This window comes from Ramlibacter sp., assembly GCF_035655895.1.
Taxonomy (GTDB): domain Bacteria; phylum Pseudomonadota; class Gammaproteobacteria; order Burkholderiales; family Burkholderiaceae_C; genus Ramlibacter.
Map to the genome: position 1 here is coordinate 133,046 of NZ_DASRTN010000004.1, position 25,617 is coordinate 158,662.

The window sequence follows — 25,617 nt, forward strand, 5'->3', positions numbered from 1 at the left end:
ATGTTCGACGACGCACAGGTGGCCCGTCTGGCGGCCGAACTGCACGAGGCCGAGCGCAGCCGCGTGCAGGTGGAGCACTTCTCCAGGCGCTACCCGGGCATGACGGTCGAGGACGGCTACCGGGTCTCGCGCGCGTGGGTCGCGCGCAAATGCGCCGAGGGCCGCACGGTGCGCGGCCACAAGATCGGCCTGACCTCGCGCGCGATGCAACAGGCCAGCCAGATCGACGAGCCCGACTTCGGCACGCTGCTGGACGACATGTTCTTCGAGCCGGGCGCGCTGCCGACCGCACGCTTCATCGCGCCGCGCGTCGAGGTCGAGCTTGCCTTCGTGCTGGAGCGGCGGCTGCAGGGCGAGCAGGTCAGCGTGGACGACGTCCTGGCCGCCACCGCGTACGTGACGCCGGCCGTCGAGATCATCGACGCTCGCATCGAGCAGTTCGACCGCCACACCCGGGCCATGCGCAAGGTGCAGGACACCATCAGCGACAACGCGGCCAACGCCGGCATCGTGCTGGGCGGCCGCCGGGTGCACCCTCGCGAGGTCGACCTGCCCTGGTGCGGCGCGATCCTGCGGCTGAACGGCGTGGTCGAGGAAACCGGACTGGCGGCCGGCGTGCAGGGCCACCCCGCCATCGGGATCGCCTGGCTGGCGCGCAAGCTCGCGCCCTGGGGCGAGTGCCTGGAGCCCGGCCAGGTGGTGCTGGCCGGCTCCTTCACGCGGCCGGTGGCCGCCCGCGCCGGCGACCGCTTCGAGGCAGACTACGGCGCGCTCGGCCGCTTCGAGTTCCACTTCACCGGATGACCTCGCCCGGCTGCCGTGCCGCGCGCCGCAACGCCGACAATGCCCGCCCCAGAAAGGACGACGCCATGCAGACACCCGTGAACCCGTTCAAGCAAGCGCTGGCCGAACGCCGGCCGCAGATCGGCCTGTGGCAGGGCCTGTTCAGCCCGTACGCGAGCGAGATCTGCGCCGGCGCCGGCTTCGACTGGCTCCTGATCGACGGCGAGCACACGCCCAACGACCTGCAGAGCATCCTGCAGCAGGCGCAGATCATCGCCGGCTACCCGGGCGTGAACGCCATCGCGCGCGTGCCGCTCGGGCACGGCCACGTGGGCCAGATGCTGATCAAGCAGTACCTCGACCTGGGCCTGCAGACGCTGCTGGTGCCGATGGTCGACACCCCCGAGCAGGCCGCCGAGATCGTGCGCAGCATGCGCTATCCGCCCCAGGGCGTGCGCGGCATGGCCGGGGCGCGGGCCTCGCGCTGGGGCCGCTACCCGAACTACGGCCAGGAAGCCAACGCACAGGTCTGCCTGCTGGTGCAGGCGGAGACCCAGCAGGCACTCGACAACCTGGACCGCATCGCGGCCGTCGACGGCGTCGACGGCGTCTTCATCGGCCCGGCCGACCTGTCCGCCTCGATGGGGCACGTGGGCAACGCGGCCCACCCGCAGGTGCAGTCGGCGATCGAGGATGCGATCGCCCGCATCCAGCGCGCCGGCAAGGCCGCCGGCATCCTGACCACCGACGAGGCGCAGGCGCGCCGCTACCTGGCCCTGGGCGCCCTGTTCGTCGCCGTCGGCCTCGACAACAACCTGCTGGCCCGCGGCGCCGCGGCGCTGGCGGCCAAGTTCAAGTCCGCCGCGCCGGCCCCGGCCCCGGCGGCCGGCGCCAGCCCCTACTGATCCGAAAGGCTTTTCCATGAACGCCATCCTCCAGGCCGTGCCGCCGGCCATGCATCCCGACGAGTGGCAGGCGCGGGTGCAGCTCGCGGCCTGCTACCGCGTGTTCGACCTGCTCGGCTGGACCGAGATGATCTACAACCACATCACGGTGCGCCTGCCCGACACCGTCACCGGCGGACGCAAGCACTTCCTGATCAACCCGTTCGGGTTGCACTACAGCGAGGTGACAGCGAGCAACCTGCTGAAGATCGACGTCGAGGGCAACAAGCTGGACGACAACCCGTGGCCGGTCAACCCGGCCGGCTTCACGGTGCACGCGGCGATCCACGACAACCTCCCCGAGGCGCACTGCGTGATGCACACCCACACCACCGCGGGCCTGGCGGTCGCCTGCAGCGCTTCCGGGCTGGCGCAGAACAACTTCTATTCGGCGCAGCTGCACGGACTGGTGGCCTACCACGACTTCGAAGGCATCACGATCCACGCCGACGAGGCGCCCCGCCTGCTGGCGGCCATCGGCGACAAGCCGGCGGTCATCCTGCGCAACCACGGCCTGCTGACCTGGGGCCGCACGCTGCCGCTGGCCTTCGTGCGCCTGTGGACGCTGCAGCGCGCCTGCGAGGTGCAGGTGGCCCAGGCGGTCCTCGGGCCGGCGATCCCGGTGCCGGAGCACGTGGCCGAACGCACCGTGGCCGACTCGTTCCAGTTCGACCAGCGCTTCGGCGCCGGCCAGGACGTGTTCGACGCGCTGGTGCGCCGCGTCGACCGGCTCGATCCGTCCTACCGCAGCTGAGCGCGATGAAAGTCTGCATCTACGGCGCGGGCGCCATCGGCGGCTGGATCGGTGCCCGGCTCGCCCGCGCGGGCTGCGAGGTGAACGTGGTGGCCCGCGGCGCCACGCTGGAGGCCCTGCAGTTGCACGGCCTGCGCCTGGAGGAGGACGGCCGGGTGCATCCGGCGCCGGTGCGCTCCACCGACACCCCGGCCGAGCTGGGCCCGCAGGACCTGGTGGTGGTCGCCGTCAAGGCGCCCGCGATGGCCGACGTGGCGCTGGCGATCGGGCCGCTGCTCGGCCCCGACACGATGGTGCTCACGGCCATGAACGGCGTCCCCTGGTGGTTCTTCGAAGGCTTCGGCGGCCGCCTGGCCGGCACCCGGCTGCGCGCCGTCGATCCCGATGGCGCGATCGCCCGGGCCATCCCCGCGCGCCACATCGTCGGCTGCGTCGTGCACGCCAGCTGCTCGGTCACGGCGCCGGGCCTGGTGAAGCACCACTTCGGCAACAAGCTGATCGTGGGCGAACCCGCCGGCGGGCAGACGCCGCGGCTGCGCGCGCTGGCCGCCCTGCTGGAGAAGGCCGGCCACGAGGCCGTGCTGTCCGAGCAGATCCAGCGGGACGCCTGGTACAAGCTGTGGGGCAACATGACCGTCAACCCGGTCAGTGCGTTCACTGGCGCCACCACCGACCTGATCCTGAACGACGACCTGGTGCGCGAGTTCATCTCGCGCGTGATGCTGGAGGCCCGCGAGATCGGCGCGCGCATCGGCATCCCGATCGAGCAGACGCCGGAAGATCGCCACCAGGTCACGCGCAAGCTCGGCGCCTTCAAGACGTCGATGCTGCAGGACGTCGAGGCGGGCAAGCCGGTCGAGGTGGACGCGCTGGTGACCGTGGTGCGCGAGCTGGGTCAGCTCACCGGCGTGCCGACCCCGTTCACGGACACGCTGCTCGGGCTGGCGCGGCTGCATGCGCGGGTGCACGGGCTGTACTGACGATGGCCGCCGTGATCCCCGCCCGGGCCCTCAGCGGCGCGGCCTTCGCCACGCTGCTGCTGATCGCGCTGATGATGGGCGCCAACCACGTGGCCGCGCGCATCGCGTTCAACCACGGCGCGGACGTCGCCACGGCAGTGGTCTTTCGCAGCACCGTCACCGCCCTGGTGATCGTCGCGATCCTGGCCACGCAGCGCGTTCGGGTGCGGTTCACCGCCCGCCACAAGCGCTTCCTGCCGGCCATCGGGCTGCTGATCGGAGTACAGAGCCTGTGCCTCTATTCCGCGGTGGCCCGGCTGCCGGTGGCGCTGGCGCTGCTGGCCTTCAACACCTATCCGATCTGGACCGCGCTCTGGTCGGCGCTGGTGTACCGGCAGCATCCGGAGAAGGCCATGCTGGTGGCGATGCCGGTGATCCTCGCCGGCCTGGCGCTCGCGCTCGACGTGCTGGGCGCCGCCTCGGGGCTCGGCGCCGCCGGCCAATGGAGCCGGATCGGCGCCGGCGTGGGGTTCGCGCTGGCCGCCGCAGCCACCTTCGGCCTGGCGCTGGTGCTCACGCAGCACGAGGCCGGCGACGTCGACGGGCGGGTGCGCACCGCCACCACGATGGCGATCGCGGGCGCGGTGGCGCTGGCCACCGTCGGCGTGCAGGGCGGCTTCCACCTGCCGCAGGCACCGGCCGGCTGGGGCGGCCTGGCCGCGCTCACCTTCCTCTACGGCACCGCGTTCACCATCATGTTCACGGTCCTGCCCAGGCTGGGGGTGGTGGGCAACTCCGCCATCATGAACGTCGAGCCGGTGTTCGCGCTGGTGCTCGGCTGGCTGCTGCTCGGGCAGTCGATCGCGCCGATCCAGGTGGTCGGCGCGCTGGTCGTGGTGGGCGCCGTGATGGTGCTCGGGATGCGCAAGCGCTGAGCTCAGCGCGCCCTGGCCATCAGGGCGACCGCGTGCGGCAGTGACCGCGCATCCGGGATGAAGTGGTCGATGGAGGCGCCCAGCAGGACGGCGCAGGCCAGGGCGCCCAGCAGCGGCTTCCACGTCAGCCGCACCGCGGCGCCGATCCAGCCTTCGCGCGACACGCGCAGCGCGGTGCGGCCGGCCGCATAGCCGAACGCAAGCTCGATCGCCACCGCCAGCAGCGCCTCCGACCCGAAGTACAGCAGCAGCAGCGAGCCGGCGCCGAACAGGACCGCCGCGCCGACCAGGAACACGGCCACCACCGGGATCACCACCACGGCGCCCTCGTCGGCGCCGGCAGCCACCTCGAACGCGTCCTCTGCCACCTGCCCCAGCGCCTGGCCGCCGTCGAAGTCGCCCGACGCACCGCCGCCGCCGAAATCGCCGCCCCCGCCGCTGCGCAACGCGGGCAGCTCGACCCGCGGCGCTCCGACCTCCACGCAGCCGGTGCCGTCGCCTCGCCCCTGGCCGGCCGAAGGAAGGTCCAGGCCGGGATCACCCGGCGCCTGCCGGCCGGCCAGGGCGCCGGCCCACAGCCGCAGCAGCAGCAGGTAAGCCAGGTAGCCGACGCCCAGGGTGACCAGGTAGCGCAGCGCCAGCGACCCGGATCCCAGCCGCAGCTGCAGGGCCGACACCAGCCACATGGCAGCCACCACGAGGGTGCCGATGCATGCGCCGTGCAGCCAGAGCGTGTGCCGCTGGCGCAGATCGCGCTCGATGGCGCCCTGGGCGAACCGGACCGACCGCCAGGTGGCGCGGTTCCTCACGCCTGGACAGCCACCGGCACCCGCGGCGCCAGCGCGCACATCAGCTCGTAGGCCACGGTGCCGGCGGCGCGGGCCACCTCGTCGATCGGCAGCACGGCGCCCGCAGCAGCGCGGCCCCAGAGCGTGACGTCGCTGCCGACGCCGGCGTCGGGCACGGGCGTCAGGTCCACCGTGATCATGTCCATGCTCACCCGGCCCACCAGCCGCGTGCGCACGCCGTCCACCAGCACCGGCGTGCCGGTGGTGCAGTGGCGCGGGTAGCCGTCGGCATAGCCGCAGGCGACCACGCCGATGCGCATCGGCGCTTCGGCCACGAAGCTGGATGCGTAGCCGACCGTGTCGCCGGGCTGCAGCTGCTGCACGCCGATCAGGCGGCTGGCCAGCGTCATCGCCGGTTGCAGCTGCCAGTGCGCGGCATCGTGCTCCGGGACATCCGGCGCACTGCCGTACACCGCGATCCCGGGGCGCACCCAGTCGGCCCGCACCTGCGCGTCGCGCGCATGGCGCAGCACCGCCGCGCTGTTGGACAGCGAGCGCTCGCCGGGCAGGTCGCGCGAGGCTTCGGTGAAGACCTGCATCTGGTGGGCGATCCCGCGCGCGGTGTCGGCGTCGCTGAAATGCGTCATGTGCGAGATTTCGTCGACCTGCGGCAGCGCGTCCAGCCGCGCCCACGCGGCGCGGTACAGCGCCGGGGGGAACCCGAGCCGGTTCATCCCGGAATTCATCTTCAGGAACACGCGATGGGGCTGCTGCGTCTTGTGCGCCGCCAGCATGTCGATCTGCTGTTCGCAATGCACCACGTGCCACAGCTGCAGCCGCGAGCACAGCTCCAGGTCGCGCGGCTCGAACACGCCTTCGAGCAGCAGGACCGGGCCGCGCCAGCCCAGGGCCCGCACCCGCTCGGCCTCCTGCAGGTCCAGCAGGGCGAAGCCGTCGGCGCCCCGCAACCCGTCCCACGCGCGCTCGATGCCGTGGCCGTAGGCGTTGGCCTTGACCACCGCCCAGACCCGGGCGTCCGGCGCGGCGCGGCGCATGCGGTCCAGGTTGTGGCGCAGGGCCTCGGGATGGATGGTGGCCAGGATGGGACGAGGCATGGGGCGCGGTCTAGGGGTAGGAACGAGGATTTTGGCATTACCCCGCGTGATATAACCCGGCGTCGCTTGGAGACAGCAGTCATTCCCCCCGCATCCCGGTCCGCCGATGGCCGCCCACGTGCCTGATTCATGAAGCGCGGCTTCTACACCATCATGGCGGCGCAGTTCTTCTCGTCGCTCGCGGACAACGCCTTGTTCGTCGCCGCCGTGGAACTGCTCAAGTCGGGCGGCGCCGCCGAGTGGCAGCGCGCCGCGCTGGTGCCGATGTTCGCGCTGTTCTACGTCGTGCTGGCGCCGTTCGTGGGCGCGTTCGCCGACGCCCTTCCCAAAGGGCGCGTCATGTTCGTCAGCAACGCCATCAAGGTGGTCGGCTGCCTGATGATGCTGTTCGGCACCCACCCGCTCATGGCCTACGCCATCGTCGGCCTCGGGGCCGCGGCCTATTCGCCGGCCAAGTACGGCATCCTCACCGAGCTGCTGCCGACCTCGCAGCTGGTCAAGGCCAACGGCTGGATCGAAGGCCTGACGATCGCCTCCATCATCCTGGGCATCCTGCTGGGCGGCCAGCTGGTGGGCCATGCGGTCGCCACCAGGCTGCTGGCGCTGGACTTCCCGCTGCTGGACATGGGCATCGACACGGCGCCCGAGGCGGCGATCTCGGTGCTGATCTTCGTCTACGCGGTCGCCGCCTGGTTCAACACCCGCATCCCGCACACCGGTGTGGAGATGCGGCCGATCCCGAAGAATCCGATGGAGCTGGTGCCGGACTTCTGGACCTGCAACTCGCGCCTGTGGCGCGACAAGCTCGGGCAGATCTCGCTGGCCACGACCACGCTGTTCTGGGGCGTGTCGGGCAACCTGCGCTACATCATTCTGGCCTGGAGCGCGGCCGCGCTCGGCTACAGCACCACGCAGGCGTCCAGCCTGTCCGGGGTGGTCGCGGTCGGCACCGCGGTCGGCGCCATCGTGGCCTCGATGCGCATGCGGCTGGACACCGCCACCAGCGTCATGCCGCTGGGCATCGCCATGGGCCTGCTGGTGATCCTGATGAACTTCATCAGCAACGTGTGGGTGGCCGCGCCGTTCCTGATCCTGCTGGGCGGTCTGGGCGGCTACCTGGTGGTGCCGATGAACGCGCTGCTGCAGCACCGCGGCCACAACCTGATGGGCGCCGGCCGCTCGATCGCGGTGCAGAACTTCAACGAGCAGGCCTGCATCCTGGGGCTGGGCGCGTTCTACAGCCTCTCGGCCGGCCTGGGCCTGTCGGCCTTCGGCGCGATCACCGCCTTCGGCGTCGTGGTCGCCGGCATCATGTGGCTGATCCAGCGCTGGCACGCCAACAACCTGGTGCGCCACAAGGAGGAAGTCGACCACCTGCTGCAGATCGCCCGGCACGACACCTCGCATGGCGGGAGCTGAGGCGGGCCGGGCCGCCGCCGCGCTGGCCCTGGTGGTCAACGCGTTCGTGTGGGGCGTGTCGTGGTGGCCGTTCCGGCAGCTGCAGGCGCACGGGCTGCATCCGCTGTGGGCGACCGCCGGTGTGTACCTGGTCTCGCTGGCCGTGCTGCTGCTCGTGCGGCCCGGCGCCTGGCGCGGCTTCGCCGGCCAGCCGCAGCTGTGGCTCCTAATGGCGGCCGCCGGCCTCACCAACGTCGGCTTCAACTGGGCGGTCACCGTGGGCGACGTGGTGCGCGTGGTGCTGCTGTTCTACCTGATGCCGGCCTGGAGCGTGCTGCTTGCCTGGCCGCTGCTCGGCGAACGCCCCAGCGGGCCGGCGCTGCTGCGGCTGGCGCTGGCGCTGGCCGGGCTGGCGGTGATCCTGAAGACGCCCGAGACCCCCTGGCCGGTGCCGCAGGGGCTGCCGGACCTGCTGGCGCTGCTCGGCGGCTTCAGCTTCGCGCTCACCAACATCCTGCTGCGCCGGCTGCAGGCCGCGCCTGCCGTGACCCGGGTCGGCGCCATGTTCACCGGCGGCGCACTCGCCGCCACCCTGGCCGGGCTGGCCGGCATGGGCCAGGGCCTGGTCGGCGCGCCGGTGGTGCTGCCGCCCTCGGCGATCGCCATCGGCGCGCTGCTCAGCCTCGCGTTCCTGGCCGGCAATGCCGCGCTGCAGTTCGGCGCCTCCCGGCTGCCGGCGCAGACGACCTCGCTGGTGATGCTGTCCGAGGTGCTGTTCGCCAGCGCCTCGTCGGTGCTGCTGGGCGCCGCGCAGCTGGCACCCAGGACCTGGGTGGGCGGCGCCCTGGTGGTCGCGGCCGCCGTGTGGTCGGCGTGGGCGGCGCCCGGCGCGCCGGCGGTCAAGCGGACACAATCGGCCGCTTGAGCAGCCCGGCCGTCGCCGGGCGGCCACCGCAGGAGCGTCCGATGACCACTCTCTCCGACTTCGACGCCGTCGGCATCGACGGCCGTCCCGTGCCACTGAAGCAGTACCAGGGACAGGTGGTGCTGGTGGTGAACACCGCCAGCGCCTGCGGCTTCACGCCGCAGTTCGCCGGCCTGCAGGCGCTGCACGAGCGCTATGCACCGCAGGGCCTGGTGGTGCTGGGGTTCCCCTGCAACCAGTTCGGCCGCCAGGATCCCGGCAGCAACGACGAGATCGCGCAGTTCTGCGAGCGCAACTACGGCGTGGGCTTTCCGATGATGTCCAAGGTCGACGTCAACGGCGCGGCGGCCGACCCGATCTTCAAGTGGCTGACCCGGGCGGCGCCGGGCCTGCTGGGCACCACTGCGGTGAAATGGAACTTCACCAAGTTCCTGGTCGGCAAGGACGGCCGCGTGCTCAGGCGCTATGCGCCGCAGGAGGCGCCGGCTGCGCTGTCGAAGGACATCGAGGCGGCGCTCGCCGCCTGAGGCCGAACAGCGGCCGCAGCACGCTGCTGCGGCGCACCACCGCCGTCAGCATCCAGCAGCCTGCCACCGTGCCGGCCAGCAGCAGCAGCGGCTCGCGCACCGGCCCCAGCGTCCATGGGGCGAGCCAGGTCACCAGCACGATGATCACCGTCTGGTGCAACAGGTACCACGGATAGACCGACTCGGTGGCCCAGTGCAGCCACCGCCACGGCCGGTTCAGCGCGTGGTGCGCCCAGCCGAGCACGGTGGCCACCGCGCACCAGGCGTCGGCGTCGGCCAGCAGCCGCACCGCCAGCCGGGCGGCCGGCGAGCTGACCAGGCCGCGGGCGACGAGCACCACGCCCAGCAGCACCAGCGCCAGCAGCAGCGCCCGGCGCCGCAACCGCCGCAGCTCCGTCCACAGCGCCGCGTCGAGGCCGAGCCACCAGCCGTAGAGGAAGAACGTGAAGGACGCCGCATGCAGCCAGCCGTCGCCGACCAGGTCGTGGGTGACCGGGAAGCGCCGCCACAGGAGCGCCGAGGCCAGCATCAGCGGCAGCGCCGGCAGGACCAGCAGCCACGGGCCGCGCAGCCTCCGGAAACCGTCGCCGAGCCGCCGGCCGGGACCGGACGCCGCGAGTGGCGCGGCCAGCACCAGGACCGCCGTGTAGCACCAGAGGTAGGGCAGGTACCACAGATGGTTCCACGTGACGCCGACCTGCCAGCCGTCGAAGGCGCCGGCCGGCCAGGGGCCGCCCTGGAAGTAGCGCAGCAGGAACGCGCCGAAACCCGGCGGGACTGCGCCGTTGGCCACCGCCTGGGCATAGGGCTGGTACGGCACCACCACCACCATCCCGAACGCCAGCGGCAGCAGCAGCCGGACGCTGCGGTCGCGCAGCAGCATCCAGGGCGGTGCGCGCCCCCACAGCAGGGCGAGGGAGACGCCCGACACCAGGAACACCAGGTCCATCCGCCACAGGTTCAGCGCCCGCATCGGCAGCTGCAACCAGGCCGCCGCATGCGGACTCTTGAGATGCCAGGCCCAGTCGGCCACGTAGTACATGCCCACGTGGTAGAGGATCACCAGGCCGAAGGCCAGGGCGCGCAGCGCATCGATGTCATGTCGTCGGTTCATGGCTCGGGTCCTTGTCACCGGCGATCCTGGTCCCGGCCGGGCGTCGCCGCCCGGCCACCGGGACAGGACGGGACGGGTTTGGGACGGCCGGCGGCCGGCAGGGACGACCGGCAGCATCCCTGGCCTAGACTCGCCTGCCATGGCTGATCTGCTGCCTTCCTGGCTGGCGCGCTACCGGCGCCACGAGCGCGCGTTCGACGTCGGTTTCTGGGTGACCATGCTCGGCGGATCGGTCGCGTTCAACAGCGTGGTGGACTGGATCGACCTGGGCCGCGGCCCGGTGCCGCATCCGTATGCCTATGCGCTCACGCTGCAACTCACCAGCGTGGTGGTGGTCGGCGCGCTGATCCCGCTGCTGGTCTGGTGGGAGCGCCGCCATCCCCTGCGACTGGGCACCCTGCCCGGCTGCCTCGGCTGGCACCTGGCCGGCAGCGTCGGTTTCAGTCTTCTGCATGCCGTGGGCATGGTCGGGCTCCGCCTGCTGGTGATCGACGGACACCGGGTCGCCGACTGGGCCACGGTGCTGGTCTACGAGTACCTCAAGGACGTGCGCAGCTACGCGCTCATCGTCGGCAGCATCGCGGGCTGGCGCCTGTTGCTGCTGCGCACCCAGGGCGAGGCGCGCCTGCTCGATCCGCCCGACGCGCCGGCCACCGGCCGCCCGCCCGACGGCGGCGGCACGAGCGCGGCCGTTGCCCCCGGCCCGCACGCGCCGGTCTCGCCCATGGCGGCCGCGCCGGCCGCACCACCTGCCGCACCCTCGCGGCCGGAGCGCTTCCTGGTGCGCAAGCTGCGCAAGGAGTTCCTGGTCGCCGCGGCCGACATCGACTGGCTGCAGGCCCAGGGCAACTACCTGGGCCTGCGGGTGCACGGGCACGACTACCTGCTGCGCTCGACTCTCACCGACTTCCTGGCGCAGCTGGACCCGGCCCGCTTCGTGCGGGTGCACCGCAGCTGGGCCGTCAACCTGGACCGCATCGCCGAGATCGAACCGCTGGAGGCCGGCGACGCCCGGCTGCGCATGAAGGACGGCAGCCTGGTGCCCTGCAGCCGCCGCTACCGCGACGCGCTGGGCACGGCGCGCTAGGCGAGCGCCTCGTCCAGCACCTCGACCCAGTGGCGCACCGGCGTGCCGGTGCCGCTCTGCAGGTGGGTGATGCAGCCGATGTTGGCCGAGATCACCGCCACCGGCGCCAGCGCGCCGAGGTGGCCGAGCTTGCGGTCGCGCAGCGACTTGGCGATGTCCGGGTGCAGCACGGAGTAGGTCCCGGCGGAGCCGCAGCACAGGTGCGACTCGTTGGGCGCGACCTGCACCCGGAAGCCCAGCTGCTGCAGGTGCGTCTCGACGCCGCCGCGCAGCTTCTGGCCGTGCTGCAGCGTGCACGGCGGGTGGTAGGCCAGCACGCCCGCGGGCGGCCGCACGCGCCCCTGCAGCGCCGGCGCGATGTCGGGCAGCAGCTCGCTCAGGTCGCGCGTGAGCTCGCTGATGCGGCGCGCCTTGTCGGCGTAGGCGGGGTCGTGCCGCAGGTGGTGGCCGTACTCGCGCACCGTCACGCCGCAGCCCGACGCGTTCATCACCAGGGCCTCGACCTCGCCGCGCTCGACCGCCGGCCACCAGGCGTCGATGTTGCGGCGCATCTGCGCCAGGCCGCCCGCCTGGTCGTTCAGGTGGAAGCGCACCGCGCCGCAGCAACCCGCCTCGGGGGCGACGACGGTCTGGATGCCGGCCGCGTCGAGCACGCGCGCGGTGGCCGCGTTGATGTTGGGCGCCATCGACGGCTGCACGCAGCCGGCCAGCATCAGCACCTTGCGCGCCTGCGTGCGCGTGGGCCATTCACCGCCTGGGTGGCGCTGCGGCACCTTGTCCTGGAGCGCCTGCGGCAGCAGCCCGCGCACCGCCTGGCCCAGCTTCATGGCCGGGCCGAACACCGGCGAGGTGAGGCCCTCCTTGAGCGTCCAGCGCAGCGCCCTGGAACCGGTGCCGCGCGGCACCTTCTCCTCAACGATGCGCCGGCCGATGTCGACCAGGTGGCCGTACTGCACGCCGCTGGGGCAGGTGCTCTCGCAGTTGCGGCAGGTCAGGCAGCGGTCCAGGTGCAGCTGCGTCTTCTCGGTCGGCTGCTCGCCTTCGAGCACCTGCTTGATCAGGTAGATGCGGCCGCGCGGGCCGTCCAGTTCGTCGCCGAGCACCTGGTAGGTGGGGCACGTGGCGGTGCAGAAGCCGCAGTGCACGCACTTGCGCAGAATGGCCTCGGCCTCGCGGCCCTCGGCCGTGCCGGCGAATTCGGGGGAAAGGTGGGTCTGCACTTAGAACTCGGGAAAGAGCCGGCCGGGGTTGAACAGGCCGGCCGGATCGAACTGCCGTTTCAGCTCCCGGTGGATGCGGTCCAGGGGCGGCGTCGGCGGATGGAAGCGGCGGACGGCAGCGGCACCAGCCGCGCGGAACAGGGTTGCATGGCCGCCGGCCTGCGCGGCCGTGTGGCGCAGGCGCTCGGCCTCGCCGGTCGGCGCCGTCACCCAGCGCAGGCCGCCGTGCCATTCGATCAGTGGCACGTCGGGGAGTTCCAGCACCGGCGCGGTCTGCGGCACCGACAGCCGCCAGAGGTCCAGGCCCGCGCGTGGCGCGAACCAGGGCAGCTGCTGTTCCCGGCAGCCGGCCCACACCTGCCGCGCCTGCCCGTCGTCCTGCCGCTCGCCGCCCAGCGCGCGGCAGGCCGCATCGACCGCTGCGACGGCGCCGCGCAGCCGCAGGAACAGCGTGCCGGCGCCTGCCTCCCCGACCCAGCAGCTCGCGTTCAGCGGCAACGGCTGGCCACCCCAGGCGTTCAGCCGCGCCAGCGCCTGCGCCTGCGACAGCTCGAACGCCAGCGTGGCCTCGGCGGGGGCCACCGGCAGCACCTTGAGGCTGACCTCGACGATCAGCCCGAGCGTGCCCAGGGCACCGGCCATCAGGCGCGAGACGTCGTAGCCCGCCACGTTCTTCATCACCTGGCCTCCGAAGCTCAGCAGCTCACCGCGGCCGTTGACCAGCGACAGGCCCAGCACGTAGTCGCGCACCGCGCCGACGCTGGCGCGCGCCGGGCCCGAGAGCCCCGTGGCGACCATGCCGCCGACCGTCGCCCCGGGGCCGAAGTGCGGCGGCTCGAACGGCAGGCACTGGCCCTGCTGCGCGAGCACGGCCTCCAGGTCGGCCAGGCGCGTGCCGGCGCCGACGGTCACCACCAGTTCGCTGGGCTCGTAGCTGCGGATGCCGGCCAGGCCCGTGGTGTCCAGCACCTGGCCCGCCAAGCGCTCGCCATAGAAGTCCTTGCTGCCGCCGCCCCGCAGCCGCAGCGGGGTGCCGGCCGCGGCGGCGGCGCGGATGCGGTCGATGCAGGAGGAGAGCGCGGCGTCCATCCGGTGATGGTAAGCCGCGCACGGTGCCGCGCCAGACCCCCGCCGCTTGATGTTTTTGCCGTCAGTCGATGAAGAAATTGACGGGAAGGCCCGGCACGTCCACCCGGGTCCAGACCACGTGGCCCGACCGCGGCAACCGCGCCCGTTCGTCGTCCGGCCGATTGCCGGCGCTGGTCACGTACAGGGTGCGCAGGTCGTCCCCGCCGAAGCACGGCATCGTGGGGCACTGCACCGGCGTCGGCAGCACCGCGAGCAACTCGCCGGCCGGCGACAGCTTGACCAGCCGCGCGCCCTCGTACATCGCGCACCAGTAGTTGCCCTGGGCGTCGACCGCGGCGCCGTCGGGGCGGCCGCCGTAACCCGGCTCGCCGGGCCGCCAGCCGGACGGCTTGGGCGCGAACTGGTGGAACACCCGGGCGGCGCCCAGGCGGTTCGCCGCCGCATCCCAGTCCCAGGCGCGCACCAGGTGCGCCTGCGTGTCGGCCCAGTACAGGGTGCCGCCATCGGGCGACCAGGCCAGCCCGTTGGCCGTGGTGACGTCGCCGGCCTGGCGCACCACCCGCGGCTGGCCGCCCTGGCCGTTGTCCGGCCGGCAATCGACGCTGAACAACGCGGCGGCGGGTGCGTGCTTGGGCTCGTACAGGGTCCCGGCCCAGAACCGGCCGAGCGGATCGGCCTTGCCATCGTTGAAGCGGGTGGTGGCCACGTCGTGCCCGAAGCGGTGGACCTGCTCCAGCGCGCCGCCCCAGGTGCGCGCCCGGTACACGCCGTCGCGCAGCGCCACCACCAGGCCGCCGCTGCGCGCCGGGGCGATGCAGCCGGGTTCCTGCGGCACCGGCCAGCTGTCGACGGCGCCGGTCGCCGGATCGGCCCGTCGCAGGCACCGTCCGGGGATGTCGACCCAGTAGAGCCGTCGCTCCTGCGGATGCCAGAACGGCGACTCGCCGAGCTGGTCCGCGTGCTCCGCCAAACTGTGCCAGGTTCCCATGCGCGTTCCGGGTCGAAAAGGAGAACCGCCGATTGTGACGCGCCGCCTGCTGTCGAGTCCCGGGGCCGGGCTCGAGCCGGTACCATCGACGCACTTTGTCCACCAACACCCTCTCCGGTCCGGAAGCCAGCCTGCTGCGCGTCGAAGCCGCGCGCTACGCGGTGCTGCGCCGCCTCGCCTTCGCGATGCGCCACGAACTGGTCAAGCACCTGCAGCCGATCGGCATGGTCACCCAGGTGATCGAGCGCCGCCTGCGGCAGGCCCCGCCCGATTTCGGCCAGGTCCTCGACAGCGCCACCAAGCTCAATGGCTTTGCCAAGGGCGCGGTGCAATCGTGCCTCGACGTCATCACCTGGCTCGCGCCTGAACCGGGTGCGACCCTGCCGCTGGCCGCGGCCGTCGACGAGTGCACGACCCTGCTGCGCACCAACTTCAGCTTCCGCGGCCTGGCGCTCACCAGCTCGGTGGGCAGCCTGCAGCAGCCGGTCGGCCGCTCCGCCGCCCGCATGCTGCTCTCGGGCGCCCTGCTGGCGCTGTCGGATGCGACCAAGGGGCCGGCCGAGATCGCCATCGCGGCGACCGCCGGCGACGAGGTGATCCGGGTCGAACTCGGCGTGCGCCCGACCGACGGCGAGGCCCTGCCTGGCGGCGAGCTGCCCTACCGGCCGCTGCAGTGGGCGGAGATCGAGGCCATGGCCGGCACCGAGGACGTCGAGGTGCAGCGCACCGAGTCGGGCGCGGTGCTGACGTTCATCGTCCTCGACTGACGCGTGCCGCGCGGCGCGCGCCGGCGTCCCGCTCGCCTCTCCTTCCCTTCCTCCTCCTCCAAAGAAAAAGCGGCCCGCCGAAGCGGGCCGAACATCCAAAGGAGACTCTTGCTTGCCGGGAGTCGGCCGCGGTCCTCCGCGGCCGCGGCGATCAGCGGTTGTAGGCCGTCTCGCCGTGCGAGGAGATGTCCAGGCCCTCGCGCTCGTCCTCTTCGGACACGCGCAGGCCGATCACCAGGTCGACGATCTTGTAGGCGACGAAGGCCACCACGGCGGACCACACCACGGTGGTCAGCACGCCCTGGAACTGGATCCAGACCTGGCCGCCGATCGAGTAGTCGGGGTTCACCTTGTTGGCCACGTAGTCGTAGACGCCCGTGCCGCCCAGCGAGGGCGAGGCGAACACGCCGGTCAGGAGCGCGCCCAGGATGCCGCCCACGCCGTGGACGCCGAAGACGTCCAGCGAGTCGTCGGCGCCGAGCAGGCGCTTGAGGCCGTTGACGCCCCACAGGCAGACCAGGCCGGCGATCAGGCCCATGACGATCGAGCCCATCGGACCGACGAAGCCGCAGGCCGGGGTGATCGCCACCAGGCCGGCGACGGCGCCGGAGGCCGCGCCCAGCATGGACGCCTTGCCCTTGGACAGCGCCTCGCCGCTGATCCAGGACAGGGTCGCGGCGGCGGTGGCCAGCAGGGTGTTGACGAAGGCCAGGGCGGCGACGCCGTTGGCTTCCAGGTTGGAGCCGGCGTTGAAGCCGAACCAGCCCACCCACAGCATCGCGGCGCCGACCATCGTCAGGGTCAGGCTGTGCGGCGCCAGCGCCTCCTTGCCGTAGCCCACGCGCTTGCCGACCACATAGGCGCCCACCAGGCCGGCGATGCCGGCGTTGATGTGCACCACGGTGCCGCCCGCGAAGTCGAGCGCGCCCTTGGCCCACAGCCAGCCGGCCGCGGCGGTCACGGTCTCCAGGCTCTTGGCGTCGGTGATGGCATCCGGGCCGTCCCAGTACCAGACCATGTGCGCGATCGGCAGGTAGCTGAAGGTGAACCACAGCACGCAGAACAGCAGCACCGCGGAGAACTTGATGCGCTCGGCGAACGAGCCGACGATCAGCGCGCAGGTGATGGCAGCGAACGTGGCCTGGAAGGCGACGAACGTCAGCTCGGGGATCACCACGCCCTTGCTGAAGGTGGCGGCGACCGAGTCGGGCGTGATGCCGGCCAGGAACACCTTGCCGAAGCCGCCCATGAACGCGCTGCCGCCGGTGAACGCGACGCTGTAGCCGTAGATGGCCCACAGCACGTAGATGAGCGCGCTCACCACGAACACCTGCATCAGCACCGACAGCATGTTCTTGCTGCGCACCAGGCCGCCGTAGAACAGCGCCAGGCCGGGGATGGTCATGAAGATCACCAGCGCGGTCGCCACCGTCATCCAGGCGGTGTCGCCCTTGTTCGGGGTGGGCGCGGGTGCGGGCGCGGGGGCGGGGGCGGCGGCAGGGGCAGCGGTGGCAGCCGTTGCAGCAGCGGCGGGCGCGGCTGCAGCGGCGGGCGCGGCGGCCTCGCTCGCGGCCGTCGCCGGGGCGGCCGGGGCTTGCGCCAGCACGGCCATGGAGCCGGTCAGCAGGCCCAGGCCCAGGGCCAGGGAGACGAGAAACTTTCTCATGGTTGTCTCTTTCGTGGGGGATGACTTACAGGGCGTCCTTGCCGGTCTCGCCGGTGCGGATGCGCACGACCTGCTCGAGGTCGTAGACGAAGATCTTCCCGTCACCGATCTTGCCGGTGCGGGCGGCCCCCTCGACGGCTTCGATGACGCGCTCGACGAGGTCGTCGGCCACGGCGGCCTCGATCTTCACCTTGGGCAGGAAGTCGACCACGTACTCCGCGCCGCGGTACAGCTCGGTGTGGCCCTTCTGGCGGCCGAAGCCCTTGACCTCGGTGACCGTGATGCCCTGGACGCCGATGGCGGACAGCGCCTCACGCACTTCGTCCAGCTTGAAGGGCTTGATGATGGCGGTGACGAGTTTCATGCTTGCTCCTGGTTGGAGGGCAGGATCAGAAGGTCTTGCCCACGGACACGACGAACCCGGTCTTGCCGGCGGCCTTGCTGGCGCCGAGGTCGGTGCCGAAGTAGCCCTTCTTGGACGTGCCCACCGCGGCGGCGGTGAACAGGTAGCCGCCCACGTCCTTGCCGACGCTCAGCTTGTAGTCGCTCACGTGCTTCTTCAGCTGCTCGGCGCCGGTGTCGGTGGTGGTGACGAACTGGCCGTGCTTCTCCAGACTCAGCAGGCCGTAGTGGGCACCGAGCACGAAGCCGGCGACTTCCTGCGAGTACGACAGGTCCAGGTAGGTGGTGCCCTTGGTCGACTCGAACGGCAGGCCCGTCAGGTCGGCCGCCGTCTGGCCCAGCTGGAAGTAGTCGTCGACCGAGTAGTACAGCTTGCCCGACAGCGGGCCCCAGCCGAGGCCGAAATAGACCTCCTTGTTGTCGATCTTGGTGCCCAGGCCGGTGTCCTTGCCGCTCTTGGGGTAGTAGTAGTAGATCGCGCCGATGTCGTAGGTCAGGCCGGAGAACTCGCCCTTGTAGCCGCCGTAGAAGTCCATCTCGAGGCTGGCGCCGTTGTACAGCGTGTCCTTGACGTTGGAGTTCCAGTTGCCGACGTAGAAGCCGGACTTGTGCGCGACGTCGAAACCACCCTGGAAGGCCGGGCCGTAGTTGGTCTGCGTGAAGCCGCGGAACCGGTAGTCGGACGACAGCGTGGCGTTGCCGGTCACGGTCCAGTCGGACTCGGGCGGCTTCGCCTGGGCGAACGCAGCGCCGGACAGCACCAGGGTGGACAGCAGCAGGGTGGCCTTCAGTTGCATGTTTCTCTCTCCGTCTGTGTTGAAAAAGCTCTCGCCGTCCCTCTAAGCAGGAGCCATGCCATCCACCGAACCGAGGAGCGCGGCGTCCTCTGCCGCACCGCGTGCAGCGTTGAACCGTCCGGGGGCGCGCAGCCCCCCGGGCGCACCGCCAAGGTGCGCCCCTGCCAAGTTCGCGTGCGCCCGCCAGGTCGGCGCACCCAATCAGGGAGGGCGGCCGCGGTGAGCTTGTCTTTGGTGCGCAGCCGGGCCCTGGTGGGCCTGCAGGCGGAGCGGGTCACGGTCGAGGTGCATCTGGCCAACGGCCTGCCCAGCTTCACCCTCGTGGGCCTGGCCGACGTCGAGGTGAAGGAGGCCCGCGAGCGGGTGCGGTCGGCGTTGCTCACCTGCGGGCTGGAGTTCCCGCACAACAAGCGGATCACCGTCAACCTGGCCCCGGCCGACCTGCCCAAGGACTCCGGCCGCTTCGACCTGCCCATTGCGCTGGGCATCCTGGCCGCCAGCGGCCAAGTGGCGGCCGAGCGGCTGGCGGGCTACGAATTCGCGGGCGAGCTGTCGCTGTCCGGCGAGCTTCGACCGGTGCGCGGCGCGCTGGCCATGAGCCTGGCGCTGCGCTCGGCCGCCCAGGGCGCGCAGCTGGTCCTGCCGCCGGGCAGCGCCGAGGAGGCCGCCCTGGTGCCGCACGCGCGCGTCTGGCGCGCCCGCCACCTGATGGACGTGGTGGCGCAGTTCCAGCCCGGGGGGCCCGCGGCCGCGGCCGATGGCTGGGCCCCGGTGGCCGCGCAGGCGCCGGCGGGCGCGGCGGCCGACCCGCCGGATCTGGCCGAGGTCAAGGGCCAGGCGGCCGCCAAGCGCGCACTCGAGATCGCCGCGGCGGGCGGCCACGCCTTGCTGCTGGTGGGTCCACCGGGATCGGGCAAGTCGATGCTGGCGCAGCGGCTGGCCGGCCTGCTGCCGCCCATGACGGTGGACGAGGCGCTCGAGAGCGCCGCCATCGCCAGCCTCGCCGGCCGCTTCGATCCTGCGCGCTGGGCCGTGCGGCCCACCTGCGGCCCGCACCATTCGGCCAGCGCCGTGGCACTGGTCGGTGGCGGATCACCTCCGCGGCCGGGCGAGATCTCGCTGGCGCACCGCGGCGTGCTGTTCCTGGACGAACTGCCGGAATTCCCACGGCCGGCGCTGGAAGCGCTGCGCGAGCCGCTGGAGACCGGCCAGATCACCATCGCCCGGGCTTCGCGCCGCGCCGAGTTCCCGGCCCGCTTCCAGTTCGTGGCCGCGATGAACCCCTGCCCATGCGGCTGGCACGGCTCGCGCGAGCGCGCCTGCCGGTGCACGCCCGACCAGGTCGCCCGCTACCAGGGGCGCCTGTCCGGACCGCTGCTGGACCGCATCGACCTGCAGGTGGACGTCCCGGCGCTGGGCGCCCGCGAACTGATGGAGGCGCCGCCGGGCGAGTCGTCGGCCCTGGTGCGCCAGCGCTGCGCCGAGGCCAGGGAGCGCGCGATCCTTCGCCAGGGCAAGCCGAACCACGCGCTGCAGGGCGCCGAGATCGATCTGCACATCGCGGTCGATGCCGCGGCCGCGGCGTTCCTGCAACGCGCGGCGGCCCGGCTTGGCTGGAGCGCCCGCGCCACCCATCGCGTGCTCAAGGTGGCCCGCACCATTGCCGACCTCGACCGGTCGGGGCCGGTGCTGGTGTCGCACCTGGCCGAGGCGGTGCAATGCCGGCGCGGACCAGGCACGGCCCGGTGACCCCGTGTCTCGTAACCCGTGACTCGTGACCCGAACCGGCCGGCGCCGCGATGCCGGCGATCGACGCCGCGACCGTCGCTCAGCGCGCCGCGCCCGGACGCCAGGTGGCATGCCCCCCCGGCGCCGCGTCGTGCTGCGCCGCCGCGCGCCGCCGCGCCTCCCGTGCTTCCTGCGCCGCCTTGGCGCAGCCGGCCGAGAACAGCAGCACCGCCGACGAGAAGTAGATCCACATCAGCAGCACCACGAGCGAACCCGCGGCCCCGTAGGCCGACACCACGGCCGCCGTCGACAGATACAGCGCCAGCAGCTGCCGGCCGATGCTGAACAGGATGGCGCCCACCACGCCGCCGAGCACCAGGAACCGCAGCTCGGGCTTGCGGCCGGCGCTCAGGCGCATCAGGGAGACGAACAGCGCCGTGCACAGCGCGAACGACGCGACCTCGTTGAGCAGCCGCAGCAGGGCTTCGAGCGCCAGGTACTCCCCCGCCCAGCCCGCGAAGATCGACAGCAGGGTCGAGATCACCAGCGAGACCAGCAGCAGGAAGCCGAACGCGAGGATGTAGGCGACGCCACGCAGGCGCAGCGACGCCGTGTGCCACCAGCTGTGCCTGGGCGGCGGCCCGCCATCCGACCAGACCAGCGCGAACGCTTCCTGCAGTTCGCCGAACACGCCGGTGGCGCCGAACAGCAGCACGCCGAAACCGACCGCCGTGGCCAGCACGCCCTGCGACGGCTCCTGCGCACTGGACAGCGCCTGCTGCACGACGGCGGCGCCCTGCGTGCCCACCAGGGCCTCCACCTGCGCCACCAGCGTGCTTTGCAGCATCTCACGGTCCATCCACCACCCCAGCATCGCCACCATGACGAGCAGCAGCGGTGCCAGGCTGAGGATGCCGTAGAACGACATCGCTGCGCTCATGCGCATGCCGCCAGCATCGCTCCACAGGCTCGCGGCGCGGACCAGGGGCTGGACGGGGCGCAGCAGACGGTCGCCCCACGACTTGGCCGCAGCCAGATGGCGGTTCATCCCTGCAGCTTGGGGGCGCTGTGGCAGGCCGTCCATCAGCGAAGCGCAGCCGGGCGCGTAGGCGGCAGCCGACGCCCGCGCCGCCAGGGCACTGGCGCGACGGGATCGGGACGGGGGGAGAGGGCGGCGGCCCGCGGGGTGCCGCCACCGGGCAGCGGGCCGCGAGCCCGCCGCGCTCAGATGCTGTGGACCGCCTTGCCGTCGACCTTGACGGTGGCGCCGGTCTTCCAGCCGGGCTGCTGGGCATGCTCGAACGTGCGCACACTGCCGTCCTTCATCCGGACCTGGGTGACCCACACGTCCTTGCTGGTCACGTGCATTTGCACTTCGTTGCCGGCGTAGCCACCGGCTGCGGCACCGGCCACGGTGGCGAGCACCCGCCCGTTGCCCTTGCCCACCTGGTTGCCCAGCAGGCCGCCCACGGCGGCACCGCCGATGATGCCGACGGCGCCGCCGTCGCCCTTGCGGGTTTCCTTGTGGACCTTCTGCACGGTGCCGCAGGTGTCGCACAGCGGCTTGGACTGGGCCTGGGCGCCGACGGCGGCCAGGGCGATCAGGGTGGCGAGCGTGAGTTGCTTCATACGGATGTCCTCCTCGGGATGTCCGTATTCAACGGCTGAGTTGCGCATCCTGTCGACCGGCGACCGCGCGCCGGCCGTGGCGTTTGTCACAGGTTCGGCGCCAACAGGCGCGCGAGCAGCGCCTTGTCGGCATTTCTGCGACGCGCCTGGTCCTCGAGCTGGTCGGTCCCGATGCGGCCGACGTTGAAGTAGGTCGCCTGCGGATGGCTCAGGTAGAAGCCGCTCACGCTGGCGGCCGGCGTCATGGCCAGGCTCTCGGTCAGCCCCATGCCGACCTCGTCGGCCCGCAGCAGCTGGAACATGTCGCCCTTGACGCTGTGGTCCGGGCAGGCCGGATAGCCGGGTGCTGGCCGGATGCCCTGGTACTTCTCGGCCACCAGGTCCTCGACCGTGAGCTGCTCGTGCGGCGCATAGCCCCACAGGTCCTTGCGCACGCGCTCGTGCAGGCACTCGGCGAACGCCTCGGCGAGCCGGTCGGCCAGCGCCTTGAGCATGATGGCCGAGTAGTCGTCGTGGTCCTTCAGGAAGTACTGCTCCTTGGCCTCGGACCCGATGCCGGCGGTGACCGCGAACATGCCCACGTAGTCCTCGGCCACGCCGCGCGGCGCGACGAAATCGGCCAGCGCGCGGCTCGGGCGCATGACGCCGTCGATCGCCTGCTTCTCGGTCTGCTGGCGCAGGCCGTACCAGGTCAGCGCCACCTGCTCGCGGCGCTCGTCGGTGTAGAGCTGGATGTCGTCGTCGTTGACGCTGTTGGCCGGCCAGAAGCCCATCACCGCGCTGGCAGTGAGCCAGCGGCCCTCGACCAGGCGCTTGAGCATGCGCTGGCCATCCGAGAGCACGCGCACCGCCTCGCTGCCGACCACCTCGTCCTTCAGGATGGCGGGGAAGGGGCCGGCCAGGTCCCAGGTCTGGAAGAACGGGCCCCAGACGATGTACCTGGCCAGCTCGGCCAGGTCGAAGTTGCGGAACACCCGCCGGCCCAGGAACTTGGGCTTGGGCGGCGTGTAGCCCGACCAGTCGATCGGCGTGCGGTTGGCGCGCGCCTGCGCCAGCGGCCACAGCGGCACCTGCTTCTTGTTGGCGTGCAGCTGGCGCACCTTCTCGTAGTCGGCCTCGACCTCGGTGATGAACTTGGCCGCCTGCTCCGACAGCAGGTTCTGCGCGACGCCCACGCTGCGCGAGGCGTCCGGCACGTACACCACGGGCCCCTCGTAGTGGGGCGCGATCTTCACCGCGGTGTGCACCCGGCTGGTGGTGGCGCCGCCGATCAGCAGCGGGATCTTCCGCATGCGGAAGTGCTCGTCCTTCTGCATCTCGCTGGCGACGTACTGCATCTCCTCCAGCGACGGCGTGATCAGGCCGGACAGGCCGACGATGTCCGCGCCCTCGACCTTGGCCCGGGCCAGGATCTCGTGGCAGGGCACCATCACGCCCATGTTCACCACCTCGAAGTTGTTGCACTGGAGGACGACGGTGACGATGTTCTTGCCGATGTCGTGCACGTCGCCCTTGACGGTGGCGATCACGATCTTGCCCTTGGCGCGCACGTCCTGGCCGGCCGCCTCCTGCCGCTGCTTTTCCTCCTCGATGTAGGGGATCAGGTGGGCCACGGCCTGCTTCATCACGCGCGCCGACTTGACCACCTGCGGCAGGAACATCTTGCCCTGGCCGAACAGGTCGCCGACGACGTTCATGCCGTCCATCAGCGGGCCTTCGATCACGTGCAGCGGCCGGCCGCCGCGGGCCGCCACCTCCTGCCAGGCTTCCTCGGTGTCGGGCACGATGTGGTCGGTGATGCCGTGCACCAGCGCGTGGGCCAGGCGCTGCGCCACCGGCAGCTGGCGCCACTCGTTGCGCTTGCCCTCGTCGCGGGCGGCGCCCTTGGCCTGCTCGGCGATCTCCACCAGGCGCTCGCCGGCGTCCGGGCGCCGGTTCAGCACGACGTCCTCGACACGCTCGCGCAACTCGGGTTCGACCTCGTCGTACACGCCGACCATGCCGGCGTTCACGATGCCCATGTCCATGCCGGCCTTGATCGCGTGGTACAGGAACACGGTGTGGATCGCCTCGCGCACCGGGTCGTTGCCGCGGAACGAGAAGCTCACGTTCGACACCCCGCCCGAGACCTTCGCCCCCGGCAGGTTCTGCTTGATCCAGCGCGTGGCGTTGATGAAGTCGACCGCGTAGTTGTCGTGCTCCTCGATCCCGGTGGCGATCGCGAAGATGTTCGGGTCGAAGATGATGTCCTCGGGCGGGAAACCGACCTCGTCGACCAGGATGCGGTAGGCGCGTTCGCAGATCTCGACCTTGCGCCCGTAGGTGTCGGCCTGTCCCTTCTCGTCGAAGGCCATCACCACGGCCGCTGCACCGTAGCGCCTGACCAGCGCCGCCTGGCGCCGGAACTCCGCCTCGCCTTCCTTCATCGAGATCGAGTTGACGATGCCCTTGCCCTGGATGCAGCGCAGGCCGGCCTCGATCACCTCCCACTTGGAGGAGTCCACCATGATCGGCACGCGGGCGATGTCGGGCTCGCTGGCGATCAGGTTGAGGAAGCGGACCATCGCGGCCTTGCTGTCCAGCATGGCCTCGTCCATGTTGACGTCGATCACCTGGGCACCGTTCTCGACCTGCTGGCGCGCGACGGCCAGCGCCTGCTCGAATTCGCCGGCCAGGATCATCCGCGCGAACGCCTTGGAGCCGGTGACGTTGGTGCGTTCGCCGACGTTGACGAACAGGCTGCCCGGCCCGATGGCCACCGGCTCCAGGCCGGACAGCTTCATGGGGGGGACGGCGGGGGTCTGGCTCATCTTGCTCACCTTCGGTCGTGTCTGCGGCCGGGCCGCGTGCGAGGTGAGCGTCGTTGGATGTCTCAAGCCTGACGCCGGACCTGCCGGCGCTGCAACGCTCCTTGAGAGGCGCCGATTTTAACGGCGCGCAAGCTCGGCGGCTGGTCGGGCGCATGTCGCAGAATCCGGCTGTCGTCCCTTCGCACCCCTGGAGAGTTCCATGACCGCTTCCCCCCGCCGCCGCACCCTGCTGGCCGTCGGCGCCGCCCTGGCACTGGGCGCCGCTGCGGCCGGCCCGGCATCCGCCCAGTCGGCCGGCGCGCCGAACCCGATCCGCATCCTGGTCGGCTTCCCGCCGGGCGGGGGCACCGATGCCATCGCCCGCACGCTCGCCGAGCGGCTGAAGGACCAGCTCGGCCAGCCGGTGGTGGTGGACAACCGCGCCGGGGCCGGCGGGCAGATCGCGGCCCAGACCCTCAAGGCGTCCGCGCCGGATGGCCACACGCTGTTCCTGTCGCACGACCACACCATCTCCATCCTGCCGCAGGTCACCCGGAACCCGGGGTTCGATCCAGCCAAGGATTTCGTGCCGGTGGCCGGCTTCGCGACCTTCGTGAATGCGCTGGCGCTGTCCGGCGGCACGCCCGCCAAGACCCTGCCCGACTATGTGGGCTGGGTGCGGTCGCAGGGTGGCCGGGGCAACGTCGGCGTGCCCGCGCCGGCGTCGGTGCCGGAGTTCCTGGTCAAGCTGATCGGCCAGAAGTTCTCGCTTGACCTGCAGGCCGCCCCCTACCGCGGCAGCGCGCCGATGATGGCCGACATGCTGGGCAACCAGATCGGCGCTGGCGTGGGCTCCATCCCCGACTTCATCGAGAACCACAAGGCCGGCAAGATCCGGGTGGTGGCCGTGATGGGCAGCGCGCGGCAGGCCGCCGTGCCGGACGCTCCGACCTTCGGCGAGCTGGGCCTGGCCGGCTTCGAGGACGTGCCGTACTACGGGTTGTTCGCGCCCGCCGGCACGCCGCAGGCGGTGATCGACCGGCTGGGCGAGGCGCTCGCCAAGGTGGTCGCCCAGCCGGACGTGCGCGAGCGCCTCACCGGCATGGGCCTGACGGTGGGCTACATGCCGCAGCAGCAGCTGGCCAGCCGCGAGCGCGCCTACACCCAGACCTGGGCCCGGATCATCAAGGCGAGCGGCTTCCAGCCGCAGTGA

Annotated in this window: 24 protein-coding genes and 1 riboswitch; of the genes, 12 read left to right on the top strand and 12 right to left on the bottom strand. The window is 71.8% G+C overall.

The window, feature by feature from the left end:
* The 5 genes from hpaH (at window position 1) to VFE82_RS02630 (ending at window position 4,375) form a co-directional block, all read left to right on the top strand.
* Entirely contained in the window at window positions 1-804 is an 804-nt protein-coding gene (gene hpaH, locus VFE82_RS02610; RefSeq protein WP_324998678.1) for a 2-oxo-hept-4-ene-1,7-dioate hydratase, read from the top strand.
* Window positions 805-869: 65 nt separating this feature from the next.
* The gene (locus VFE82_RS02615) at window positions 870-1,688 is read left to right on the top strand and encodes an HpcH/HpaI aldolase/citrate lyase family protein (RefSeq protein WP_324998679.1); all 819 of its coding nucleotides are present in this window, start codon (window positions 870-872) and stop codon (window positions 1,686-1,688) included.
* Between the two features lie 16 nt (window positions 1,689-1,704).
* Complete coding sequence (locus VFE82_RS02620) at window positions 1,705-2,481, top strand: class II aldolase/adducin family protein (protein ID WP_324998680.1); 777 nt, start codon at window positions 1,705-1,707, stop codon at window positions 2,479-2,481.
* A 5-nt stretch (window positions 2,482-2,486) separates the two neighbouring features.
* On the top strand, window positions 2,487-3,461 hold the full coding sequence (locus tag VFE82_RS02625; RefSeq protein ID WP_324998681.1) for a 2-dehydropantoate 2-reductase: 975 nt from the start codon (window positions 2,487-2,489) through the stop codon (window positions 3,459-3,461).
* Between the two features lie 2 nt (window positions 3,462-3,463).
* Window positions 3,464-4,375 (top strand): DMT family transporter, encoded by a 912-nt coding sequence (locus VFE82_RS02630; RefSeq protein ID WP_324998682.1) that lies wholly within the window; start codon window positions 3,464-3,466, stop codon window positions 4,373-4,375.
* A 2-nt stretch (window positions 4,376-4,377) separates the two neighbouring features.
* Here the strand turns inward: VFE82_RS02630 and VFE82_RS02635 are convergent, their stop codons facing one another.
* Both VFE82_RS02635 and alr read right to left on the bottom strand, forming a co-directional pair.
* Window positions 4,378-5,184 (bottom strand): hypothetical protein, encoded by an 807-nt coding sequence (locus tag VFE82_RS02635; protein WP_324998683.1) that lies wholly within the window; start codon window positions 5,182-5,184, stop codon window positions 4,378-4,380.
* Window positions 5,181-6,278, bottom strand: a complete 1,098-nt coding sequence (gene alr / locus VFE82_RS02640) for an alanine racemase (protein WP_324998684.1) — start codon at window positions 6,276-6,278, stop codon at window positions 5,181-5,183. Before alr ends, VFE82_RS02635 begins: the two co-directional genes overlap by 4 nt.
* A gap of 129 nt (window positions 6,279-6,407) precedes the next feature.
* Here alr and lplT point away from each other — a divergent pair, with 129 nt between their 5' ends.
* Genes lplT through VFE82_RS02655 form a run of 3 tightly spaced genes read left to right on the top strand, consistent with a single transcriptional unit; the run spans window position 6,408 to window position 9,128 of the window.
* Window positions 6,408-7,697 carry a lysophospholipid transporter LplT gene (gene lplT / locus VFE82_RS02645; RefSeq protein ID WP_324998685.1) on the top strand — a complete coding sequence of 430 codons (1,290 nt, stop codon included), beginning with the start codon at window positions 6,408-6,410 and terminating at the stop codon, window positions 7,695-7,697.
* Window positions 7,684-8,601, top strand: coding sequence for a DMT family transporter (locus VFE82_RS02650; protein WP_324998686.1), 918 nt, complete (start codon window positions 7,684-7,686; stop codon window positions 8,599-8,601). Before lplT ends, VFE82_RS02650 begins: the two co-directional genes overlap by 14 nt.
* Before the next feature lie 41 nt (window positions 8,602-8,642).
* Entirely contained in the window at window positions 8,643-9,128 is a 486-nt protein-coding gene (locus VFE82_RS02655) for a glutathione peroxidase (RefSeq protein ID WP_324998687.1), read from the top strand.
* Here the strand turns inward: VFE82_RS02655 and VFE82_RS02660 are convergent.
* On the bottom strand, window positions 9,058-10,242 hold the full coding sequence (locus VFE82_RS02660; protein WP_324998688.1) for an acyltransferase family protein: 1,185 nt from the start codon (window positions 10,240-10,242) through the stop codon (window positions 9,058-9,060). The two genes, VFE82_RS02655 and VFE82_RS02660, sit on opposite strands and share 71 nt — an antisense overlap.
* A gap of 139 nt (window positions 10,243-10,381) precedes the next feature.
* Between VFE82_RS02660 and VFE82_RS02665 the strand changes: the two genes are divergently transcribed.
* Entirely contained in the window at window positions 10,382-11,329 is a 948-nt protein-coding gene (locus VFE82_RS02665) for a LytTR family DNA-binding domain-containing protein (protein WP_324998689.1), read from the top strand.
* Here the strand turns inward: VFE82_RS02665 and glcF are convergent.
* The 3 genes from glcF to VFE82_RS02680 all read right to left on the bottom strand — a co-directional run bounded on the left by glcF (window position 11,326) and on the right by VFE82_RS02680 (window position 14,626).
* Window positions 11,326-12,549, bottom strand: a complete 1,224-nt coding sequence (glcF, locus tag VFE82_RS02670; RefSeq protein ID WP_324998690.1) for a glycolate oxidase subunit GlcF — start codon at window positions 12,547-12,549, stop codon at window positions 11,326-11,328. The genes VFE82_RS02665 and glcF overlap by 4 nt on opposite strands.
* Window positions 12,550-13,638, bottom strand: a complete 1,089-nt coding sequence (gene glcE, locus VFE82_RS02675; protein ID WP_324998691.1) for a glycolate oxidase subunit GlcE — start codon at window positions 13,636-13,638, stop codon at window positions 12,550-12,552.
* 61 nt (window positions 13,639-13,699) lie between these two features.
* On the bottom strand, window positions 13,700-14,626 hold the full coding sequence (locus VFE82_RS02680; RefSeq protein WP_324998692.1) for an SMP-30/gluconolactonase/LRE family protein: 927 nt from the start codon (window positions 14,624-14,626) through the stop codon (window positions 13,700-13,702).
* Window positions 14,627-14,721: 95 nt separating this feature from the next.
* Between VFE82_RS02680 and VFE82_RS02685 the strand changes: the two genes are divergently transcribed.
* Window positions 14,722-15,393, top strand: a complete 672-nt coding sequence (locus tag VFE82_RS02685) for a hypothetical protein (RefSeq protein ID WP_324998693.1) — start codon at window positions 14,722-14,724, stop codon at window positions 15,391-15,393.
* Window positions 15,394-15,544: 151 nt separating this feature from the next.
* Here the strand turns inward: VFE82_RS02685 and VFE82_RS02690 are convergent, their stop codons facing one another.
* The 3 genes from VFE82_RS02690 to VFE82_RS02700 form a co-directional block, all read right to left on the bottom strand.
* A complete protein-coding gene (locus tag VFE82_RS02690) occupies window positions 15,545-17,005 on the bottom strand; it encodes an ammonium transporter (protein ID WP_324998777.1) in 1,461 nt (486 codons plus the stop codon).
* A gap of 79 nt (window positions 17,006-17,084) precedes the next feature.
* Window positions 17,085-17,423, bottom strand: coding sequence for a P-II family nitrogen regulator (gene glnK / locus VFE82_RS02695; protein ID WP_135249943.1), 339 nt, complete (start codon window positions 17,421-17,423; stop codon window positions 17,085-17,087).
* 25 nt (window positions 17,424-17,448) lie between these two features.
* The gene (locus VFE82_RS02700; protein ID WP_324998694.1) at window positions 17,449-18,258 is read right to left on the bottom strand and encodes a TorF family putative porin; all 810 of its coding nucleotides are present in this window, start codon (window positions 18,256-18,258) and stop codon (window positions 17,449-17,451) included.
* A 219-nt stretch (window positions 18,259-18,477) separates the two neighbouring features.
* On the opposite strand from VFE82_RS02700, the gene VFE82_RS02705 reads away from it, so the two are divergent.
* Window positions 18,478-20,007, top strand: a complete 1,530-nt coding sequence (locus tag VFE82_RS02705) for a YifB family Mg chelatase-like AAA ATPase (RefSeq protein ID WP_324998695.1) — start codon at window positions 18,478-18,480, stop codon at window positions 20,005-20,007.
* Window positions 20,008-20,086: 79 nt separating this feature from the next.
* Here the strand turns inward: VFE82_RS02705 and VFE82_RS02710 are convergent, their stop codons facing one another.
* The 3 genes from VFE82_RS02710 to metH all read right to left on the bottom strand — a co-directional run bounded on the left by VFE82_RS02710 (window position 20,087) and on the right by metH (window position 24,425).
* The gene (locus tag VFE82_RS02710) at window positions 20,087-21,034 is read right to left on the bottom strand and encodes a YihY/virulence factor BrkB family protein (RefSeq protein WP_324998696.1); all 948 of its coding nucleotides are present in this window, start codon (window positions 21,032-21,034) and stop codon (window positions 20,087-20,089) included.
* Window positions 21,035-21,210: 176 nt separating this feature from the next.
* Complete coding sequence (locus VFE82_RS02715) at window positions 21,211-21,615, bottom strand: glycine zipper 2TM domain-containing protein (protein ID WP_324998697.1); 405 nt, start codon at window positions 21,613-21,615, stop codon at window positions 21,211-21,213.
* Window positions 21,616-21,701: 86 nt separating this feature from the next.
* Complete coding sequence (gene metH, locus VFE82_RS02720) at window positions 21,702-24,425, bottom strand: methionine synthase (RefSeq protein WP_324998698.1); 2,724 nt, start codon at window positions 24,423-24,425, stop codon at window positions 21,702-21,704.
* A 38-nt stretch (window positions 24,426-24,463) separates the two neighbouring features.
* Window positions 24,464-24,534, bottom strand: a riboswitch (S-adenosyl-L-homocysteine riboswitch).
* Between the two features lie 90 nt (window positions 24,535-24,624).
* Between metH and VFE82_RS02725 the strand changes: the two genes are divergently transcribed.
* The gene (locus VFE82_RS02725) at window positions 24,625-25,617 is read left to right on the top strand and encodes a Bug family tripartite tricarboxylate transporter substrate binding protein (protein WP_324998699.1); all 993 of its coding nucleotides are present in this window, start codon (window positions 24,625-24,627) and stop codon (window positions 25,615-25,617) included.